Annotated in this window: 17 protein-coding genes; 9 read left to right on the top strand and 8 right to left on the bottom strand. The window is 71.5% G+C overall.

Annotated features, from left to right (window positions below; all coding sequences use genetic code 11):
• The first annotated feature begins 309 nt into the window (after window positions 1–309).
• From TU30_RS02275 to TU30_RS36775, 6 genes are all read left to right on the top strand, one after another.
• Window positions 310–2862, top strand: coding sequence for a bifunctional SulP family inorganic anion transporter/carbonic anhydrase (locus tag TU30_RS02275; RefSeq protein WP_042163725.1), 2553 nt, complete (start codon window positions 310–312; stop codon window positions 2860–2862).
• A gap of 215 nt (window positions 2863–3077) precedes the next feature.
• Entirely contained in the window at window positions 3078–5033 is a 1956-nt protein-coding gene (gene acs, locus TU30_RS02270; RefSeq protein ID WP_042163723.1) for an acetate--CoA ligase, read from the top strand.
• A gap of 261 nt (window positions 5034–5294) precedes the next feature.
• The gene (gene nhaA, locus TU30_RS02265) at window positions 5295–6737 is read left to right on the top strand and encodes a Na+/H+ antiporter NhaA (RefSeq protein WP_042163721.1); all 1443 of its coding nucleotides are present in this window, start codon (window positions 5295–5297) and stop codon (window positions 6735–6737) included.
• Between the two features lie 226 nt (window positions 6738–6963).
• The gene (locus tag TU30_RS02260) at window positions 6964–7452 is read left to right on the top strand and encodes a phage holin family protein (protein WP_042163720.1); all 489 of its coding nucleotides are present in this window, start codon (window positions 6964–6966) and stop codon (window positions 7450–7452) included.
• Window positions 7449–8399: an alpha/beta fold hydrolase gene (locus TU30_RS02255; RefSeq protein WP_042163718.1), complete on the top strand. Its 951-nt coding sequence runs from the start codon at window positions 7449–7451 to the stop codon at window positions 8397–8399. Before TU30_RS02260 ends, TU30_RS02255 begins: the two co-directional genes overlap by 4 nt.
• 222 nt (window positions 8400–8621) lie before the next feature.
• A complete protein-coding gene (locus TU30_RS36775) occupies window positions 8622–8810 on the top strand; it encodes a hypothetical protein (protein WP_078878053.1) in 189 nt (62 codons plus the stop codon).
• A gap of 89 nt (window positions 8811–8899) precedes the next feature.
• Here TU30_RS36775 and TU30_RS02250 read toward each other — a convergent pair whose 3' ends face one another.
• The 3 genes from TU30_RS02250 to nth form a co-directional block, all read right to left on the bottom strand.
• On the bottom strand, window positions 8900–10099 hold the full coding sequence (locus tag TU30_RS02250) for a MarP family serine protease (protein WP_042163716.1): 1200 nt from the start codon (window positions 10097–10099) through the stop codon (window positions 8900–8902).
• A 117-nt stretch (window positions 10100–10216) separates the two neighbouring features.
• A complete protein-coding gene (locus TU30_RS02245; protein WP_042163951.1) occupies window positions 10217–10918 on the bottom strand; it encodes a CoA pyrophosphatase in 702 nt (233 codons plus the stop codon).
• A 128-nt stretch (window positions 10919–11046) separates the two neighbouring features.
• Window positions 11047–12024, bottom strand: coding sequence for an endonuclease III (gene nth / locus TU30_RS02240; RefSeq protein WP_234307738.1), 978 nt, complete (start codon window positions 12022–12024; stop codon window positions 11047–11049).
• A gap of 334 nt (window positions 12025–12358) precedes the next feature.
• On the opposite strand from nth, the gene TU30_RS02235 reads away from it, so the two are divergent.
• The gene (locus TU30_RS02235) at window positions 12359–13033 is read left to right on the top strand and encodes a Crp/Fnr family transcriptional regulator (protein WP_042163713.1); all 675 of its coding nucleotides are present in this window, start codon (window positions 12359–12361) and stop codon (window positions 13031–13033) included.
• 83 nt (window positions 13034–13116) lie between these two features.
• Here TU30_RS02235 and TU30_RS02230 read toward each other — a convergent pair whose 3' ends face one another.
• The 4 genes from TU30_RS02230 to TU30_RS35130 form a co-directional block, all read right to left on the bottom strand.
• A complete protein-coding gene (locus TU30_RS02230; RefSeq protein ID WP_042163711.1) occupies window positions 13117–13947 on the bottom strand; it encodes an MBL fold metallo-hydrolase in 831 nt (276 codons plus the stop codon).
• Window positions 13944–14873: an NUDIX domain-containing protein gene (locus TU30_RS02225; RefSeq protein ID WP_158719289.1), complete on the bottom strand. Its 930-nt coding sequence runs from the start codon at window positions 14871–14873 to the stop codon at window positions 13944–13946. The genes TU30_RS02230 and TU30_RS02225 overlap by 4 nt, the downstream gene beginning before the upstream one ends.
• Before the next feature lie 155 nt (window positions 14874–15028).
• Complete coding sequence (locus TU30_RS02220) at window positions 15029–15499, bottom strand: RidA family protein (RefSeq protein WP_042163709.1); 471 nt, start codon at window positions 15497–15499, stop codon at window positions 15029–15031.
• The gene (locus TU30_RS35130; protein WP_019355547.1) at window positions 15496–15657 is read right to left on the bottom strand and encodes a DUF4177 domain-containing protein; all 162 of its coding nucleotides are present in this window, start codon (window positions 15655–15657) and stop codon (window positions 15496–15498) included. The genes TU30_RS02220 and TU30_RS35130 overlap by 4 nt, the downstream gene beginning before the upstream one ends.
• Window positions 15658–15738: 81 nt before the next feature.
• Between TU30_RS35130 and TU30_RS02215 the strand changes: the two genes are divergently transcribed.
• Window positions 15739–16716: an ArsA-related P-loop ATPase gene (locus TU30_RS02215; RefSeq protein ID WP_042163707.1), complete on the top strand. Its 978-nt coding sequence runs from the start codon at window positions 15739–15741 to the stop codon at window positions 16714–16716.
• A 94-nt stretch (window positions 16717–16810) separates the two neighbouring features.
• Window positions 16811–18328: an ArsA family ATPase gene (locus TU30_RS02210; protein ID WP_078878051.1), complete on the top strand. Its 1518-nt coding sequence runs from the start codon at window positions 16811–16813 to the stop codon at window positions 18326–18328.
• Between the two features lie 350 nt (window positions 18329–18678).
• Here the strand turns inward: TU30_RS02210 and wblA are convergent, their stop codons facing one another.
• A complete protein-coding gene (gene wblA / locus TU30_RS02205) occupies window positions 18679–19014 on the bottom strand; it encodes a transcriptional regulator WblA (RefSeq protein ID WP_176726184.1) in 336 nt (111 codons plus the stop codon).
• Window positions 19015–19334 lie beyond the last annotated feature (320 nt).

The following is a 19334-nucleotide window of genomic DNA, read 5'->3' as shown; positions in this document are numbered from 1 at the left end:
CAACCCTGGCGGGGGCGATGTCTGGTGCCGTGCCGGCCCAGGCCGACAGCGCCGCCAAAGTCGCACGCCCTCGAGAAAGAATTAGTACGACAAGCCGATGGGATGCCCACTTCACCCGTTAGAGCGATCAATTGCCCTATTTGCCGGGAAAATCTATGCCTGCCCTTTACTCTGAATTGCGATCCGTTTACTGATGGTTGGGATCCCCTCATTCCGACGCCGTGCCCCCCAAGGCCGCGTCCACTCCCCGCAGTCGATCGGGTCACCACCCCTTTCCGTGACCGCGCAGCCCCGGAGGAGACGGGAAACATGCCAGCCTGTGTTCCCACCCACGCCGCCGACCCGGACCGGCCCGAACGCGCTCATCCACCGCACAGCCCGCCACCGGCCCGGCCACCCCGCCCCCGCCGCCCGCGCATCGCGGGCGCCGACCTGTCGGCCGCCGTGGCGGTCTTCCTGATCGCCCTGCCCCTGTCGCTCGGCATCGCCCTCGCCACCGGCGCGCCGCTCCAGGCCGGCCTGGTCGCCGCCGCCGTGGGCGGAATCGTCGCCGGACGGATCGGCGGCTCCCCCCTCCAGGTCAGCGGTCCGGCCGCCGGACTCACCGTCGTCACCGCCGACCTCATCCAGCAGTACGGATGGCGGACGACCTGCGCCATCACCGTCCTCGCCGGGTTCGCCCAGATCGGCCTGGGCTGCCTGCGGGTGGCGCGCGGCGCGCTCGCCGTCAGCCCTGCGATCGTGCACGGCATGCTCGCCGGCATCGGCGTCACCATCGCCGTCGCCCAGGTACACATCGTCCTCGGCGGCACTCCACAGAGCTCCGTCCCCGACAACCTCCGGGCGCTGCCAGCCCAGCTGGCGAACGTGGACCCCGCCGCCGTCGCGGTGAGCGTGCTCACCCTGGCCCTGCTCCTGCTGTGGCCGAAACTGCCCGGACAGGCCGGACGCCTTCTGCGCAGGATCCCCGCCGCTCTCATCGCCGTCACCGGGGCCACCTCGACGGCCGCCGCGGCCGGACTCGTCCTGGCCGAGGTCGACCTGCCGTCCTGGCGCAGCCACGCACTGGCCGGACTCCCCGAAGGGCCCGTGCTCGGGCTCGTCGCCGCCGTGCTCACCACCACGCTGGTGTGCAGCGTGCAGTCGCTGCTGGGCGCGGTCGCCGTGGACAAACTGGTGTCCCGTCGCCCCGGCCCGGGCGATGTCCCACGCTCCGACCTGGACCGCGAACTGCTCGGCCAGGGCAGCGCGAACATCGCCTCCGGCTGCCTCGGCGGCCTGCCCGTGGCCGGGGTGGCCGTGCGCAGTTCCGCGAATGTGCACGCAGGTGCCGTGAGCCGGAACTCCACGATGCTGCACGGCGTTCTCGTAGTGGTCGCCGCGTTGCTGATGGTTCCCCTCCTGGAGCTCATCCCGCTGGCCTCGCTCGCCGCCCTGGTGATGGCCGTCGGCATCCAGATGGTGTCCCTGCACCACATCCGCACGGTGACCCGCCACCGTGAAGCCCTGGTCTACGCCGTGACCGCCGTCGGCGTGGTCTTCGCGGGAGTCCTGGAGGGCGTGGCCCTGGGGATCGCCGTCGCCGTGGGCGTGGCCCTGCACCGTCTCACTCGTACCCGGATCACGCATGAGAAGAAGGAAGGAGTCCATCACGTCCATGTCCGAGGGCAGTTGACGTTCCTCGCGGTGCCGAGACTCAGCCGGGCCCTGCATCTCGTGCCCCAGGGGGCCACAGGTGTCGTGGCCTTGGACGGCTCGTTCATGGACCACGCGGCGTACGAGGCTCTGCACGACTGGCAGAACACGCACACCGCCCGGGGCGGGGTGGTGGAGATCACCGGGCGCCGGCCCGGAGTGGGCGTGCGGATCGCCGAGCCCGCGGTGCTCGCCTCCTCTCCCGCGGCGGACGAGACCGGCGTGCCGTCCAGCGCCGGGTGCCGCTGCCGGCCCTGGACCGCCTGGCGCAACCACCAGTGCGAGCCCCCGCTCTCCGCCCCGGACGACGACCTGGGCGACCACGACAGCCGTGACACCGGAGACGCTGGTGACGGGCAGGGCGGTCCCGGCGGGCGGCCGAACCCGCCCGGCGCGGGGAACGACCCGTCGGGCACGGGCTCAGGCGTGGGCACGGAAGGGGAGACCGGCAGCGGCAGCGTGTCGGGGGTAGGCGGTCCGGAGACGTCCCGGACCGGGACCGGGACCGACCTGGTGCGCGGGCTCAGTACGTTCCAGCGGAGCACCGCCCCTCTGGTGCGCGGTGAGCTGGCCCGGCTGGCACGCGAGGGGCAGCAGCCGACGCAGTTGTTCCTCGCCTGCGCAGACTCCCGGCTGGTCACGTCGATGATCACCTCCAGCGGCCCGGGCGACCTGTTCGTGGTCCGCAATGTCGGCAACCTCGTGCCACCGCCCGGCCAGGAGAGCCTCGACGATTCCGTGGCAGCCGCCCTCGAGTACGCCGTGGAGGTGCTGGCGGTGCGGTCCATCACGGTGTGCGGGCATTCGGGCTGCGGTGCGATGCAGGCACTGCTCGATCCCCAGCCGGACGGCGCCCGCACCCCGCTGAGACGATGGCTGCGGCACGGGCTGCCGAGCCTGGAGCGCATGCGGGACAGGAGCGGGCCCCGGGTGCGGCTGGCCGGGCGGGCACCGGCGGACACGGCCGAGCAGCTCTGTCTGGCCAACGTCGTCCAGCAACTGGAGCATCTGCGCGCCCACGAATCGGTGGCCCGCGCCCTGAAGGACGGGCTCCTGACGCTCCATGGCCTTTATTTCCACGTCGGTGAGGCACAGGCGTATCTCCTCACCGAGGCGGACGGGGAGCGGGTGTTCGACCGGGTACGGGCCGAGGACCTGGCGCTGTGAGGGACGGCGACCGGACCCCGCAGGCATACGAGGCAGCGCCGAGGCTGAACCGCACATCACCGGCATCCGTGGGTAGGGGTGACCCCTGGCCACGGACGCAGCCGGTCGACCTCGAAAGGTCTAAACCACTTTGCCGTCGACCCTTGTCAGCGCACCCCTGGTTCTGATGAGCTGTGGCCTGGGACACAACGGACACTCCGGGAAAGGCAGATGCCGTGAGCAACGAAAGCCTGGCCAACCTGCTCAAGGAAGAACGCAGGTTCGCACCCCCCGCCGACCTGGCCGCACACGCCAACGTCACCGCGGAGGCGTACGAACAGGCCAAGGCTGACAGGCTCGGCTTCTGGGCCGAGCAGGCCCGCCGGCTGACCTGGGCCAAGGAGCCCACCGAGACCCTCGACTGGTCGAACCCGCCGTTCGCCAAGTGGTTCAAGGACGGCGAGCTCAACGTCGCCTACAACTGCGTGGACCGCCATGTCGAGGCCGGGAACGGCGACCGCGTCGCCATCCACTTCGAGGGCGAGCCCGGCGACGGCCGCGCGATCACCTACGCCCAGCTCAAGGACGAGGTCTCCCAGGCCGCCAACGCCCTGCTGGAGCTGGGCGTACGTAAGGGCGACCGGGTCGCCGTCTACCTGCCGATGATTCCCGAGGCCGCGATCGCGATGCTGGCCTGCGCCCGTATCGGCGCCGCGCACTCCGTCGTCTTCGGCGGCTTCTCGGCCGACGCGCTCGCGACCCGTATCCAGGACGCCGACGCCAAGGTCGTCATCACGGCCGACGGCGGCTACCGGCGCGGCAAGCCGTCCGCGCTCAAGCCGGCCGTGGACGAGGCGATCGGCAAGGCCGGCACCGTCGAGCACGTCCTCGTCGTCCGCCGCACCGGCCAGGACGTCGCCTTCACCGAGGGCCGCGACGTGTGGTGGCACGACCTGGTGGGGCGCCAGTCCGCCGAGCACACCCCCGAGGCGTTCGAGGCCGAGCACCCGCTGTTCATCCTTTACACCTCCGGCACCACGGGTAAGCCGAAGGGCATCCTGCACACCTCCGGCGGCTACCTCACCCAGACGGCTTACACCCACTGGTCGGTCTTCGACCTCAAGCCGGAGACGGACGTGTTCTGGTGCACGGCCGACGTCGGCTGGGTCACCGGGCACTCGTACATCGTCTACGGGCCGCTCGCCAACGGCGCGACCCAGGTCATGTACGAGGGCACGCCCGACACCCCCCACCAGGGCCGCTTCTGGGAGATCGTGCAGAAGTACGGCGTGACGATCCTCTACACGGCGCCGACCGCGATCCGGACGTTCATGAAGTGGGGCGACGACATCCCCGCGAAGTTCGACCTGTCCTCGCTGCGGGTCCTCGGCTCCGTCGGCGAGCCGATCAACCCCGAGGCCTGGATCTGGTACCGGAAGAACATCGGCGCGGACCGCACCCCCGTGGTGGACACCTGGTGGCAGACCGAGACCGGCGGAATCATGATCTCGCCGCTGCCGGGCGTGACCGCCGCCAAGCCGGGCTCCGCCCAGACCCCGCTGCCCGGCATCGCCGCGACCGTCGTCGACGACGAGGCGAACGAGGTACCGAACGGCGGCGGTGGCTACCTGGTCCTCACCGAGCCGTGGCCGTCGATGCTGCGCACCATCTGGGGCGACGACCAGCGCTTCCTCGACACGTACTGGTCCCGCTTCGAGGGCAAGTACTTCGCCGGTGACGGCGCCAAGAAGGACGACGACGGCGACATCTGGCTGCTCGGCCGGGTCGACGACGTGATGCTGGTCTCCGGGCACAACATCTCCACCACCGAGGTGGAGTCGGCGCTCGTCTCCCACCCGTCGGTCGCCGAGGCGGCCGTGGTCGGCGCGACCGACGAGACGACCGGGCAGGCCATCGTCGCCTTCGTCATCCTGCGCGGCACGGCCTCCGAGACCGAGGCCCTGGTCGCCGAGCTGCGCGCGCACGTGGGTTCCGCGCTGGGACCGATCGCCAAGCCCCAGCGGATCCTGCCGGTGAACGAGCTGCCGAAGACCCGTTCCGGCAAGATCATGCGCCGCCTGCTGCGGGACGTCGCCGAGAACCGTGAGCTCGGGGACATGACGACGCTGACCGACGCCACGGTCATGAACCTGATCCAGGCGAAGCTGCCCCAGTCGTCCAGCGAGGACTGACACCAGGACGGGTTCCCTCTCGGAACCGTCGGTCACGGCCCGCCCGCCCGCGGGCCACGGAGCAACCCGGTGCCGCATGCACGCCGGGTTACTCCGTGACATCCGTCACCAAAAGCTGTCGGTGCAGCAGCCAGGCACGTTGGTTACAGTGACCAGGAAAGGTGGCCACAACAGGCCACCCGAGCAAACGTCGTCTCATGGAGCGCCGGGAAGTCTGGTCGGCACGCGATTCGTGCTGCCCGCCTACCAGAGGATCACCCTGTGCCCGCACCCCGCACCCCCACCCCCACCCCGCCCAAGGCTTTCGGTCGCCTCTCCCTGCCTGAGCGGAACTACGTCGCGGACGCGCTGCGCACCGAGACCGTCGGTGGCGTGCTGCTGCTCATCGCCGCGGTCACCGCGCTGATATGGGCGAACGTACCCGCCCTGCAGGACAGCTACGAGAGCGTCAGCGACTTCCACTTCGGGCCCGCGGCCCTCGGTCTGGACCTGTCCGTCGCGCACTGGGCCGCCGACGGACTGCTCGCGATCTTCTTCTTCGTGGCCGGAATCGAGCTCAAACGCGAACTCGTCGCCGGTGATCTGCGCGATCCCCGGGCCGCCGCGCTCCCTGTCGTCGCCGCTCTGTGCGGCATGATCGTACCGGCCCTCGTCTACACGGTCACCAACGGCATCGGCGGCGGTTCGCTGGCCGGCTGGGCCGTTCCCACCGCCACCGACATCGCCTTCGCGCTCGCCGTGCTCGCCGTCATCGGCACGTCGCTGCCGAGCGCGCTGCGCGCCTTCCTGCTGACCCTCGCGGTCGTCGACGACCTCTTCGCGATCCTGATCATCGCGGTCTTCTTCACCAGCGACCTCGATTTCCTCGCACTCGGCGGCGCCGTGGTGGGCCTGGCCGCCTTCTGGCTGTTGCTGCGCAAGGGCGTACGCGGCTGGTACGTGTACGTGCCGCTCGCCCTGGCCATCTGGGGCCTGATGTACAACAGCGGGATCCACGCCACCATCGCCGGTGTCGCGATGGGCCTGATGCTGCGCTGCCACCGCCACGAGGACGAGAAGCAGTCCCCCGGCGAGCACATAGAACACCTGGTCCGGCCCATCTCCTCGGGTCTCGCGGTTCCGCTGTTCGCCCTGTTCAGCGCGGGGGTCGCGGTCTCCGGCGGCGCGCTCGGGGAGGTGTTCACCACGCCCGAGACGCTCGGTGTGGTCCTCGGCCTCGTCGTCGGCAAGACGGTCGGCATCTTCGGCGGCACGTGGCTGACCACCCGCTTCACCAGGGCCTCGCTCAGCGACGACCTCGCCTGGGCGGACATCCTGGCGGTGTCGGCCCTCGCCGGGATCGGGTTCACCGTCTCCCTGCTCATCGGGGAGCTCGCCTTCGAGGGCGACGCCCTGATGTCGGACAGCGTCAAGGCCTCCGTGCTGGTCGGTTCGCTGGTCGCGACCGTCCTCGCGACCGTGCTGCTGAAGATCCAGAACGCCAAGTACCGCAAGCTGACCGAGGACGAGGAACGCGACGACGACCTCAGCGGCGTCCCGGACATCTACGAGGAGGACGACCCGGCGTACCACCTGCGCATGGCCGAGATATGCGAGAAGAAGGCCGCCGAGCACCGGCGGATCGCGCGGGAGAAGGCCGAGGAACAGAACGGGCTTGCCGACGTAGCGGGCGGGGCAGGCGAGGACCACGACGGTCCGGCATGATCTGACGGGACAGTACGAAGTCAGGACGGTCGAACGCCCCCGTCGGACGCCCGCACCAGCACCCGCCCCCCGCCGCACCCGCAGCCCTCATCACGGCCGCCACCACAACGGGACGCACGCGGTCGGGCGCAGGTGATGGGCGGACGAGGGCCGTCGGGCGGCAGACTGAGCCTTACCCAGAGGTACGCAGAGGCACGCAGGACGAAAGAAGAAGAGGGAGACCGCGATGAGCGCACCCGACGGCAGCCCGGTCGGCGCCGAACGCAGCATCGGCCAGTTGTTCGCCTCGGCGACGGAGAACATGTCCGCGCTGGTGCACGACGAGATCGCGCTGGCGAAAGCACAGCTCAAGCGGGATGTGCAGCGGGGTGCGACGAGCGGCGGGCTGTTCACCCTGGCCGGCCTCGTGCTGCTCTTCTCCCTGCCGATGCTGAGCTTCGCCCTGGCCTACGGCATCCACACCTGGAGCGACTGGAACCTCGCCGTCTGCTTCCTGCTGTCCTTCGCGGCGAACGTGCTGCTCGCGCTCCTCCTGGCCCTGATCGGGGTGGTCTTCGCGAAGAAGGCGAAGAAGGGCCGCGGTCCGCAGAAGGTCGCCGCCTCGATGAAGGAGACGGCGGTCGTGCTGCAGAAGGCCAAGCCGCACCCGCGTCCCGAACTCCCCAAGGACCGGGTCCCCGAGGCGGTCGAAGCTGTGGCACGCTCATCCTCATGACGGACCCCGCCCCTCCTTCGGCGCACCCCCTCTCGGCCGTGCGCCTCGGCATCCCGGGCGGTGCCGAGGTGACCCACCGGGACGTCGCCGCCAACGGCGCGCGCTTCCACATCGTCGAACTCGGCGACGGGCCGCTGGTGCTGCTGCTGCACGGCTTCCCGCAGTTCTGGTGGACCTGGCGGCACCAGCTGACGGCGCTCGCCGACGCCGGGTTCCGCGCGGTCGCCATGGACCTGCGGGGCGTCGGCGGCAGCGACCGCACACCGCGCGGTTACGACCCGGCCAACCTCGCGCTGGACGTCACCGGTGTGATCCGTTCGCTCGGCGAGCCGGACGCCGCGCTGGTCGGGCACGACCTGGGCGGATACCTGGCCTGGACGGCGGCGGCGATGCGCCCCAAGCTCGTACGGCGGCTCGCGGTGTCGTCCATGCCGCATCCGCGGCGCTGGCGGGCGGCCATGGTCGCCGACGTGCGGCAGTCGTCCGCCATGTCGCACATCTGGGGGTTCCAGCGGCCCTGGATCCCGGAGCGGCAGCTCACCGCCGACGGGGGGGCGCTGGTGGCCAGGCTGATCCGGGACTGGTCCGGTCCCTGCCCGCCCGAGGAGAAGGCGCTGGAGCACTACCGGCGGGCCATGTGCATCCCCTCCACGGCGCACTGCTCGATCGAGCCGTACCGCTGGATGGTGCGGTCCCTGGCCCGGCCGGACGGCATTCAGTTCAACCGCCGGATGAAGCGGCCGGTGCGGGTGCCGACGCTGCATCTGCACGGCTCGCTCGACCCCGTGGTGGGCGTCCGCAACGCCGCCGGGTCCGGGGAGTACGTCGAAGCGCCCTACCGCTGGCGGCTGTTCGACGGGCTCGGGCACTTCCCGCACGAGGAGGACCCGGCCGCGTTCTCCTCCGAGCTGATCAACTGGCTGAAGGACCCGGAACCCGACCGCTGACAACCGGCCGAGCGGCGGCTTCCGGTACCTCTCCCGCCCTTCCGCTCCGCCCTTCTCGGCACCTCTCAGCACTACTCCGCGCGCTTCCGCCCCCTTCCGGTACGCAGATCCGACCACCGGAACTGAACACCTGTCCTACGAACGGCCACTTGCCTGGCGCATAGGCCAATTGGCCCCCCTCCAGGCGGTTATAGGCCATGTGGTGGGGGCAGGGGTCGGAGTATGGGCTGGACGCACGACCACAGTGACGCAGGCCGCGCCCGCCGCTCGGCGGCCGGCAGGGGATCCCACCAGCAAGGCGGTGCACCGCAGATGGCAGGTACGGATCTCCGGGTCGGGATTCCGCATATCCTCCGCCGCCGGGCCCGCTGGGTCTCGGTACGGCTCCGTCACCATCACCCTCGCGGCTGACGAGAGGCGTACGGCCGCACGTGACGCGGGCCGTTTTCCCGGCCGTACGCCCGTCCGCGGCAGCTCTCCCCCGGCAGCTCTCCCGCGGCTCAGAGTGCGCAGCTGTCGCTGTCCACCTGCTGGGTCGCGGAACGGCCCTTGACGATGTCCTCCTGGATCTCGTCCACGGTGAGCGCGTACCCCGTCTCGGCGTCGTCGAGGGACTTGGCGAACACCACGCCGTAGACCTGGCCCTCGGGGGTCAGCAGCGGGCCGCCGGAGTTGCCCTGCCGGACCGTCGCGTACAGGGAGTAGACGTCACGGCGGACGGTGCCCCGGTGGTAGATGTCCGGGCCGTTGGCCGTGATGCGCCCGCGCAGCCGCGCGGACCGGACGTCGTACGCGCCGTTCTCCGGGAAGCCGGCGACGATCGCGCTGTCGCCGCTGCTCGCGTCCTCGGTGGTGAACCGCAGCGCGGGCGCCTCCAGGTCCGGGACGTCGAGGACCGCGATGTCGCGTTTCCAGTCGTAGAGGACGACCGTCGCGTCGTACTTCCTGCCCTCGCCGCCTATCTGCACGGTCGGCTCGTCGACGCCGCCCACGACATGCGCGTTGGTCATGACGCGGCGCTCGGAGAACACGAAGCCGGTGCCTTCGAGGACCTTGCCGCACTGCGGGGCGGTGCCCGTGACCTTGACGATGGACCGCTGTGCCCGCCCGGCCACGGGGCTGCCGGCCAGAGCGGGGTCGGGGGGCTGGACGTTGGTGATCGGCTCGTTCGCGAACGGGCTGAAGACCTGGGGGAAACCGTTCTGCGCGAGGACGGAGGAGAAGTCGGCGAACCAGGTGTCGGCCCGGTCGGGCAGCGCCCGGGAGACGCCGGTCAGCACCTTGGACTGGCGGACCTCCTTGCCGAGGGTCGGCAGGGTCGTGCCCGCGAGGGCGGAACCGATCAGCCAGGCGACCAGGAGCATCGCGACGACGTTGACCAGGGCGCCTCCGGTGGCGTCGAGCGCGCGGGCCGGGGACCATGTGATGTAACGGCGCAGCTTGTTGCCGAGGTGCGTGGTCAGGGCCTGGCCGACGGAGGCGCAGACGATGACGACGACGACCGCGACCACAGCGGCGGCCGTGCCGACCTCCGCGTTGTCCGTCATGAGGTCCCAGATGACGGGGAGGATGTAGACGGCGACGAGACCGCCGCCCAGGAACCCGATCACCGACAGAATGCCGACGACGAACCCCTGGCGGTAGCCGACGACCGCGAACCACACGGCGGCGACCAGCAACAGGATGTCCAGCACGTTCACCGCGTTTTGCCTCGCCTCGTCGTTCCGGTCGTCCTTACCGGGCCGGAGTCCGGGGGCACACGGCATGAACCGCCGTCGTCACGAGCCCCCGTACCGCACGGCACCGCGCCCACCCTGTCATGACCGCCAGTCCAGCGGGACCTGCTTCTCCCGGTCCCAGGGGCGCTCCCACCCCGTGTAATGGAGCAGCCGGTCGATGATCCCGGCCGTGAAACCCCACACGACGGCCGATTCGACCAGGAATGCCGGACCCCGGTGGCCGCTGGGGTGGACGGTGGTCGTCCGGTTGTCCGGATCGGTGAGATCCGCCACGGGAACGGTGAAGACGCGCGCGGTCTCGCTCGGGTCGACGACACCGACCGGGCTGGGGGTCCGCCACCAGCCCAGGACCGGCGTGACGACGAAGCTGCTGACGGGGATGTAGAGCTTCGGCAGCACTCCGAAGAGCTGGACGCCGTCGGGATCGAGCCCCGTCTCCTCCTCGGCCTCGCGCAGCGCGGCCGACAGCGGCCCGTCGGCCAGCGGGTCGCCGTCCTCGGGGTCGAGCGTGCCGCCGGGGAAGGCAGGCTGTCCGGCGTGCGAGCGCAGCGCGGCCGACCGCTCCATGAGCAGCAGCTCCGGGCCGCGCTCGCCGTCACCGTCGCCGAACAGGACGAGGACGGCGGCCTGGCGGCCCGCGCCGTCCGCCGGTGGCAGGAAGCGGCTCAACTCGTTCGGTGCGACCGTCTCCGCGACCCGGACCACGGGGTCCAGCCAGGAGGGCAGACCCTCCGTACTGAGCGTCACCCGGCCGCGCCGGGGATCGGTCACCCGCGTCATCGCCACCTCTGCCGTCCTCGCCCCACCGCTCCCCTGCCCCGTTCGTCCAACGCCCGCCGGTCCCTGGATCGTTCCACCGACGCCCGCCGTGTATGCCCCCGTCACGCGGTTCAGACGGCCCGGGCGACTCACCCGGCACCCAGCGGCGGGGCCGGCCGCCCGCCCGCGTCCAGGTAGGCCTGCGGGGGGTTCAGGCGCTGGCCCGGGAAGCCGCCCTTCTCGTACTTCAGCAGCTTCCGCGCCTTGTCGGGGTCGGTCTCGCCCTCGCCGTACGCCGGGCAGAGCGGGGCGACGGGGCAGGCGCCGCACGCGGGTTTACGGGCGTGACAGATGCGGCGGCCGTGCCAGATCACGTGGTGCGAGAGGTCGGTCCACTCGCTCTTCGGGAAGAGCGCGCCGACGGCCGCCTCGATCTTGTCGGGGTCGGTCTCCCCGGTCCACTTCCAGCGCCGCACCAGACGCTGGAAGTGCGTGTCCACGGTGATGCCGGGTCGGCCGAAGGCATTGCCGAGCACGACGAAGGCCGTCTTGCGGCCCACACCGGGCAACGTGACGAGATCCTCGAGCCGGCCCGGCACCTCGCCGCCGAAATCCTCCGTCAGCGCCTTCGAAAGGCCTATCACCGACTTGGTCTTGGCCCGGAAGAAACCGGTGGGGCGCAGGATCTCCTCCACCTCCTCCGGGTTGGCGGCGGCCAGGTCCTCGGGGGTGGGGTATTTCGCGAAGAGGGCGGGGGTCGTCTGGTTGACGCGCAGGTCGGTGGTCTGGGCCGACAGGACCGTGGCGACCACGAGTTGGAAGGGGTTCTCGAAGTCCAGCTCGGGGTGGGCGTACGGGAACGCCTCGGCGAGCTCCCTGTTGATCCGCCGGGCGCGGCGGACGAGGGCGATGCGCGACTCCGCCTCGGGCGGCTTGGTCGCCCTGCCGGCGGCCGCGGGCTTCGACGGCCTCGCCGGCTTCGCGGAATCCGCCGGATCCGCCCCGGCCGCGCGGCTCGCACTCGAGGCCGCGTCCGAGGTGTGGTTCGAGTTGCCGTTCGAGGTCGAGGCCGACATCGGATCCGAGGTCGCGCTCCCGGTCGTACTCGCGGTCGATTTCTTCTTCACCGGCGCCTTCTTTGTCGGTTTCGCCGTTTCCCTGCTGCCATCCGAGCCATGTTCGCCCACGGCGGAATCCCGGTGCGCCGCCGCCCGAACAGCCCCTTGGGCGTGCTCTCCCACCGGCGTTTTGGACACCCGGCCAGCCTACGGCTCGGCACTGACATCCGTCCCGACCCCTGAGGACCGGCCCCCGATTGGACCCCTGCCGCTTACCCCGGCAGGCCTGTGCGGCATCCTTGTGACAGATCACACTGTTTGGACTGTCCGGCAAAATGGGCACTTCGGTCCCCTGGTACGTGGGGATCAGGATCCCCTGAGCAGGTCGACAAGGAGAGAACACGTGGACGACGTTCTGCGGCGGAACCCGCTCTTCGCGGCGCTCGACGACGAGCAGGCCGCGGAGCTTCGCGCCTCGCTGAGCGAGGTGACCCTCGCACGGGGCGACTCCCTGTTCCACGAGGGCGACCCGGGAGACCGGCTCTACGTGGTCACCGAGGGCAAGGTCAAGCTCCACCGCACCTCCCCCGACGGCCGCGAGAACATGCTGGCCGTCGTCGGGCCCAGCGAGCTCATCGGTGAGCTGTCGCTCTTCGACCCGGGCCCGCGCACCGCGACCGCCACGGCACTGACCGAGGTCAAGCTGCTCGCCCTCGGACACGGCGACCTCCAGCCCTGGCTGAACGCCCGCCCCGAGGTCGCCACCGCGCTGCTGCGGGCCGTCGCGCGCAGGCTGCGCAAGACCAACGACGCCATGTCGGACCTCGTCTTCTCCGATGTTCCGGGCCGGGTCGCCCGTGCCCTGCTGGACCTCTCCCGCCGCTTCGGCGTGCAGTCCGAGGAGGGCATCCACGTCGTCCACGACCTCACGCAGGAGGAGCTGGCCCAGCTGGTCGGCGCGTCCCGCGAGACGGTCAACAAGGCCCTGGCGGACTTCGCCCAGCGCGGCTGGCTCCGCCTGGAGGCCCGCGCGGTGATCCTCCTGGACGTCGAACGCCTCGCGAAGCGGTCCCGCTGACCCCGCTGCCCTGGCCCCACCCCGGCCCGGCCCTCCGGGGCCACGGCCCCCGGGGCACCAGGACCCCCGGGGCCTGTCCGGCCCTAGATGAGCCCGTGCTCCCGCAGGTACTCCAGCTGCGCGCGGACCGACAGCTCCGCGGCCGGCCACAGGGAACGGTCCACGTCGGCGTAGACGTGGGCGACGACCTCGGACGGGCTGCGGTGGCCGTTCTCCACGGCCGTCTCCACCTGGGCCAGGCGGTGCGCGCGGTGCGCCAGGTAGTACTCGACGGCGCCCTGGGCGTCCTCCAGTACGGGGCCGTGGCCCGGCAGGACCGTGTGGACGCCGTCGTCGACCGTGAGCGAGCGCAGACGGCGCAGCGTGTCCAGGTAGTCGCCGAGGCGGCCGTCGGGGTGGGCCACGACGGTCGTACCGCGCCCCAGGACCGTGTCGCCGGTGAGGACGGCACCGTCGGCCGGCAGGTGGAAGGCCAGCGAGTCGGCGGTGTGGCCGGGGGCGGGGACGATCCGCAGTTCCAGGCCGTCCACGGTGACCACGTCCCCGCCGGACAGTCCCTCGTCCCCCAGGCGCAGCTCCGGGTCCAGTGCCCGTACGTTCGTGCCGGTCAGCTCGGCGAAACGGGCGGCGCCCCCGGAGTGGTCCGGGTGACCGTGCGTCAGCAGGGTGAGGGCGACGCGGGCGCCGGCCCGCTCGGCGGTGTCGACGACGTTGCGCAGATGTCCTTCGTCCAGCGGCCCCGGGTCGATCACGACCGCCCGCGCGGAGCCTGGTTCCGACAGGATCCACGTGTTGGTGCCGTCCAGGGTCATCGCCGAGGCGTTCGGCGCCAGGACGTTGACCGCCCGCGCGGTGGCGGGTCCGGAGAGGACCCCTCCGCGTGGTTGGCCGGGAAGGGCTGCCGCGTCCGTCATGCGGGGGCTCCACCGTTCGGGACGTGCCGGGTGAACTCGTCGTGCCCCGGCCAGGACAGTACGACCTCGCCCTCGTCCAGCCGCGCGGTGGCCAGCACCGGCGTGAGGTCACGCGCGGTTGCCGCCTCGAGTGCCTGCGCCGCCGCCGTGTACGCCGTCAGCTGGCGCAGGGTCGCGATGGTCGGCGGCATCATCAGCAGCTCGCCCCGGTCGTACGCGGCGGCCGCCTCGCCCGGGGCGATCCACACCGTACGGTCGGCCTCCGTGGAGGCGTTCCGGGTGCGCTGTCCCTCGGGGAGGGCGGCGACGAAGAACCAGGTGTCGTAGCGGCGGGGCTCGAACTCCGGGGTGATCCACCGGGTCCACCCGCCGAGCAGGTCCGAGCGCAGGACCAGTCCCCGGCGGTCGAGGAACTCCGCGAAGGACGTCTCCCGCGCGACGAGGGCCGCACGGTCCGCCTCCCAGTCCGGGCCCGTGGTGTCGCCGACCACGGAGTCGGGCGTCGGGCCCGCGAGCAGCACGCCGGCTTCCTCGTACGTCTCGCGCACCGCGGCGCAGACGATCGCCTGGGCCGCCGTTTCGCCGACACCGAGTCTGTCCGCCCACCACGCGCGCGGGGGGCCCGCCCAGCGGACGTGAAGATCGTCGTCGCGCGGGTCGACCCCACCGCCGGGATAGGCGTAGGCGCCCCCGGCGAAGGCCATGGAGGCGCGTCGGCGCAGCAGGTGGACGGCGTAGCCGTCACCGGTGCCCTTCAGGAGCATGACGGTGGCCGCGCGCTTCGGTGCGACCGGGGCGAGGGTCCCGGTCGCGAGCGCGCGGATACGCTCCGGCCATTCCGGCGGATACCACTGTCCGCCGGTCCGACCACCCGCCCGGCCACCCGACTGGCCCCCGGCCTGCCCATCAGCCTGCGCATTCGCCATGGCGGGAGGCTATCCCGCGACGGGCCGATGTTCGAGGGGAGCGAGGGACGAAGGCCGGGAGCGGCGAGGGGCGAGGGCGGGAGCAGGGGAGAAGCACCCGCCCGCCCCGTAAGCCGCCCCGTAAGCCGCCTCCGTCAGTCCGGGGTCCTTCTCCGTCAGTCCGTCCCGGTCAGTTCCACCTGGATCTCGACCTCCACCGGCGCGTCCAGCGGCAGTACCGCGACGCCCACCGCGCTGCGGGCGTGGACGCCCTTGTCGCCGAGGACGTCGACCAGCAGCTCGCTCGCGCCGTTGAGGACGCCCGGCTGGCCCGTGAAGTCCGCGGCCGAGGCCACGAACCCGGTGACCTTCACCACGCGCGCGACGCGGTCCAGGTCGCCGGCGACGGACTTCACGGCGGCGAGGGCGTTCAGCGCACAGGTGCGCGCCAGTTCCTTCGCCTCCTCCGCCGTGACCTCGGCGCCGACCTTGCCGGTCAGCGAGAGCGCACCGTCCACCATGGGCAGCTGGCCGGCGGTGTGGACGTACCGGCCGGACAGCACGGCCGGACGGTACGCGGCCAGCGGGGCGGCGACCTCGGGCAGCCTCAGCCCGAGCTCGGCCAGCTTCGCCTCGACCGCACTCACGCCTGCTTCTCCCGCTTCAGGTAGGCCACCAGCTGCTCGGGGTTGTTCGGGCCGGGAACGACCTGTACGAGCTCCCAGCCGTCCTCGCCCCAGGTGTCCAGAATCTGCTTCGTGGCGTGGACCAGCAGCGGAACCGTGGAGTACTCCCATTTCGTCATGCGGCGACTCTAGCGGCTGCGTTCCGGGGAGATCCCACCCGGATCCGCCGGGACGCGCGGGGAGGAATTAGGCTCAAAGGCGTGAGCAGGCTTCAGGTCGTCAGCGGCAAGGGCGGAACCGGCAAGACCACGGTGGCCGCGGCCCTCGCGCTGGCTCTGGCCACGGAGGGGAAGCGGACACTTCTCGTCGAGGTCGAGGGCCGCCAGGGAATAGCACAGGTTTTCGAGACGGAGGCGCTGCCGTACGAAGAACGGAAGATCGCCGTCGCTCCCGGGGGCGGGGAGGTGCACGCCCTCGCCATCGACGCGGAGCGGGCGCTTCTGGACTACCTCCAGATGTTCTACAAGCTGGGCGGCGCCGGACGGGCCCTGAAGAAGCTCGGCGCGATCGACTTCGCGACCACCATCGCGCCGGGCGTGCGGGACGTCCTGCTGACCGGCAAGGCGTGCGAGGCGGTACGGCGCAAGGACAGGAGCGGGCGGTTCGTCTACGACTACGTCGTGATGGACGCCCCGCCGACCGGGCGCATCACCCGCTTCCTCAACGTCAACGACGAGGTCGCGGGCCTCGCCAGGATCGGCCCGATACACCATCAGGCACAGGCCGTGATGCGGGTGCTGAAGTCGCCGGAGACGGCGGTGCACCTGGTCACGCTGCTGGAGGAGATGCCGGTCCAGGAGACCGTGGACGGCATCGCCGAGCTGCGGGCGGCCCGGCTGCCGGTGGGGCGGGTCGTCGTCAACATGGTGCGCCCGGAACTGCTGGACGCGTCCGATCTGGAACTCGTGGGGACGGTCACGCGTTCTTCCGTCGCGCGGTCGTTGTCCTCCGCCGGTCTCGGCGGCGCTCGGCGCGGCGGCCACGCCGAGCGGCTGGTGGACCCCCTGCTCACGCAGGCGCAGGAGTACGCCGAGCGGTACGCGCTGGAGGCCGAGCAGCGCGCCGCGCTGGCCGAGGTGGAACTGCCCCGGCACGAGCTGCCGCTGCTCGCGGAGGGCATGGACCTGGCCGGCCTGTACGAGCTGGCCGAGGAACTCCGCGCCCAGGGTGTGGCATGACCGGCAAGAACCCGCCCGCCGAAGCCGCGCCCCGCACGGGCGTGCCCGTCACCGACCGGCAACCGAACCGGAAGCATCGGAAGCAGGGAGTGTCATGAGTCGTCGTCCGGAACCGGCGCAGGCGCCCGGCCCGGCCCCCTCGGAGGGCTCCGCCGACACGGTCCACCCGGGTGGCCCCGCCCACTCGGGCGACCCGGCCCGCCACCGCCTCTCCTCCGTAGCCGCGCTCGACATCGACCCGCTGATCGAGGACCGCGGCACCCGGATCGTGGTGTGCTGCGGTTCGGGCGGGGTGGGCAAGACGACCACCGCGGCGGCGCTGGGTCTGCGCGCGGCCGAGCGGGGACGCAAGGTGGTCGTCCTGACCATCGACCCGGCCCGCAGACTGGCCCAGTCCATGGGCATCGACTCGCTCGACAACGTCCCCCGCCGGGTGAAGGGCATCGACGACTCCGCGGGCGGCGAACTGCACGCGATGATGCTCGACATGAAGCGCACGTTCGACGAGATCGTCGAGGCGCACGCGGACCCCGAGCGGGCCTCGGCGATCCTGGGGAACCCCTTCTACCAGTCGCTCTCGGCGGGCTTCGCGGGCACGCAGGAGTACATGGCGATGGAGAAGCTGGGGCAGCTGCGGGCCCGTGACGAGTGGGACCTCATCGTCGTCGACACCCCGCCGTCCCGGTCCGCGCTGGACTTCCTGGACGCGCCGAAGCGGCTCGGTTCCTTCCTCGACGGCAAGCTCATCCGCGTCCTGCTGGCCCCGGCGAAGGTCGGCGGCCGGGCGGGGATGAAGTTCCTGAACGTCGGGATGTCCATGATGACCGGCGTCCTGGGAAAGGTGCTCGGAGGCCAACTGCTCGGCGACGTGCAGACGTTCGTGGCAGCGATGGACTCCATGTTCGGCGGGTTCCGTACCCGCGCGGACGCCACGTTCAAGCTGCTCCAGGCGCCCGGGACCGCGTTCCTGGTGGTCGCGGCCCCGGAGCGGGACGCGCTGCGCGAGGCCGCGTACTTCGTGGAACGGCTGGCCGCCGAGGACATGCCGCTGGCCGGCCTGGTCCTCAACCGGGTGCACGGCAGCGGCGCCGACCGGCTGTCGGCCGAGCGGGCACTCGCCGCCGCAGAAAATCTTGAGGACTCCCGCATTGTGGATCAGGAGCACGGGAAAGCTGGACTTCGTAACTCACCCGACACATACGAGAGTTCGGCCGATCCCGCTGCGGACACTCCCACTCCGGAGGCACCCGGGACCCCTGACACGTCCAAGACATCCACACCCGCCCCTCCCGGCACCCCGGCACAGGACGACGTCCCCGACGGAGGCTCCCCCGCCACCGTGGACGACACCGGCGCCGGCAGGGCGGACGAGGCGGACGCGGAACGGTCCGTCGGCCGGCTCACCGCGGGCCTGTTGAGGCTGCACGCCGAGCGGATGCGGCTGCTCTCACGCGAGCAGCGCACACGGGACCGCTTCACCGCGCTCCACCCCGAGGTGGCGGTGACGGAAGTGGCCGCGCTGCCCGGCGACGTGCACGACCTCGCGGGGCTGCGGGACATCGGAGACCGGCTCGCGGCCGACCGGCCGGAGCTGCCCGGGGCGAGCGCCTGACACACGGCGGCACGCCCTGACGGCGGCGTCGTGCCCCGTCACCGGACCAGCCGTCACTGGCGCCCACGTGCCCCGAGGCGCGCCGACATCCCCTGACGGACGGGTCCGCAAGTCCCCACGGATTCACGGGCCCACGGATTCACGGGCCCACGGGCCCACGGGTCCGCACCGACGGCCCCGTCGCCACGCGCGGCCGAGCACCGACCAGCGGCCGAACACCGACCACCCGCGGAACACTGACCGTCCGCCGAACGCCGCCCGCACTCGGAGTCCTGCCCGCACGGAGTCTGCTCGCCCGGAGTCCTGCCCGCCGTGCTCCCCCGCAGAGGCCAAGAACCCCCCGAGAGCCCTCAGCCCACCGCAGCGAGGTTCGCGTACACCTCGTCGCCGAGGGGGACGATCCCCGTCCCCTGCTCGTACTCCGTGCGCGCGGTCTCCAGCAGCCGGCGCCAGGACGTCACCGTGGGCCGCCGACGCAGCAGTGCGCGGCGTTCACGTTCCGTCATTCCTCCCCATACGCCGAACTCGACGCGGTTGTCGAGCGCGTCGGCCAGGCACTCCGTGCGTACCGGACATCCGGTGCACACCGCCTTGGCCCTGTTCTGCGCTGCTCCTTGAACGAACAGTTCATCCGGATCAGTAGTGCGGCAGGCAGCCTGCGCACTCCAGTCGGTAACCCAGCCCATACCGGCGCCGTCCTCTCCCGAATCGAGGCTCCCCCACGGCGGCAGCGGCATATTCACCGCCGCCAGTTGAGGACGTTACGGAAGGTGGGCACGGCGCAACACCCCCAGCGGGCCCAATCTTGAATGGCCCGAACGGACTATGGGTAAGCGGCAGATCACCCGGGGGAGTGAGCTGGCGACATGCGCGACAATCCCGACGTTCCGGGTCGTTTCACTTGCGCCACAACGGACATCATGGGACACGGAGGGCGGATCCGGACACGCACCCAACACACCCCGACGAAAAAGTCGGAGGGATCCGGAACGATTCGGGGTCGCCG

This window comes from Streptomyces sp. NBRC 110035, assembly GCF_000829695.1.
Taxonomy (GTDB): Bacteria; Actinomycetota; Actinomycetes; order Streptomycetales; family Streptomycetaceae; genus Streptomyces.
Note: the sequence above shows the minus strand (reverse complement) of the source record. Positions and strands in the feature narration are given on the sequence as shown.

What these genes read in the sequence shown, in the direction of transcription:
- TU30_RS36775 (WP_078878053.1), top strand. Translation starts at nt 8,622, where the DNA reads ATGGGCTGGACGCACGACCACAGTGACGCAGGCCGCGCCCGCCGCTCG.
- TU30_RS02210 (WP_078878051.1), top strand. Translation starts at nt 16,811, where the DNA reads ATGAGTCGTCGTCCGGAACCGGCGCAGGCGCCCGGCCCGGCCCCCTCG.
- TU30_RS02275 (WP_042163725.1), top strand. Translation starts at nt 310, where the DNA reads ATGCCAGCCTGTGTTCCCACCCACGCCGCCGACCCGGACCGGCCCGAA.
- TU30_RS35130 (WP_019355547.1), bottom strand. Translation starts at nt 15,657, where the DNA reads ATGACGAAATGGGAGTACTCCACGGTTCCGCTGCTGGTCCACGCCACG.
- TU30_RS02230 (WP_042163711.1), bottom strand. Translation starts at nt 13,947, where the DNA reads ATGACGGACGCGGCAGCCCTTCCCGGCCAACCACGCGGAGGGGTCCTC.
- TU30_RS02260 (WP_042163720.1), top strand. Translation starts at nt 6,964, where the DNA reads ATGAGCGCACCCGACGGCAGCCCGGTCGGCGCCGAACGCAGCATCGGC.
- TU30_RS02245 (WP_042163951.1), bottom strand. Translation starts at nt 10,918, where the DNA reads ATGACGCGGGTGACCGATCCCCGGCGCGGCCGGGTGACGCTCAGTACG.
- wblA (WP_176726184.1), bottom strand. Translation starts at nt 19,014, where the DNA reads ATGGGCTGGGTTACCGACTGGAGTGCGCAGGCTGCCTGCCGCACTACT.
- TU30_RS02225 (WP_158719289.1), bottom strand. Translation starts at nt 14,873, where the DNA reads ATGGCGAATGCGCAGGCTGATGGGCAGGCCGGGGGCCAGTCGGGTGGC.
- TU30_RS02255 (WP_042163718.1), top strand. Translation starts at nt 7,449, where the DNA reads ATGACGGACCCCGCCCCTCCTTCGGCGCACCCCCTCTCGGCCGTGCGC.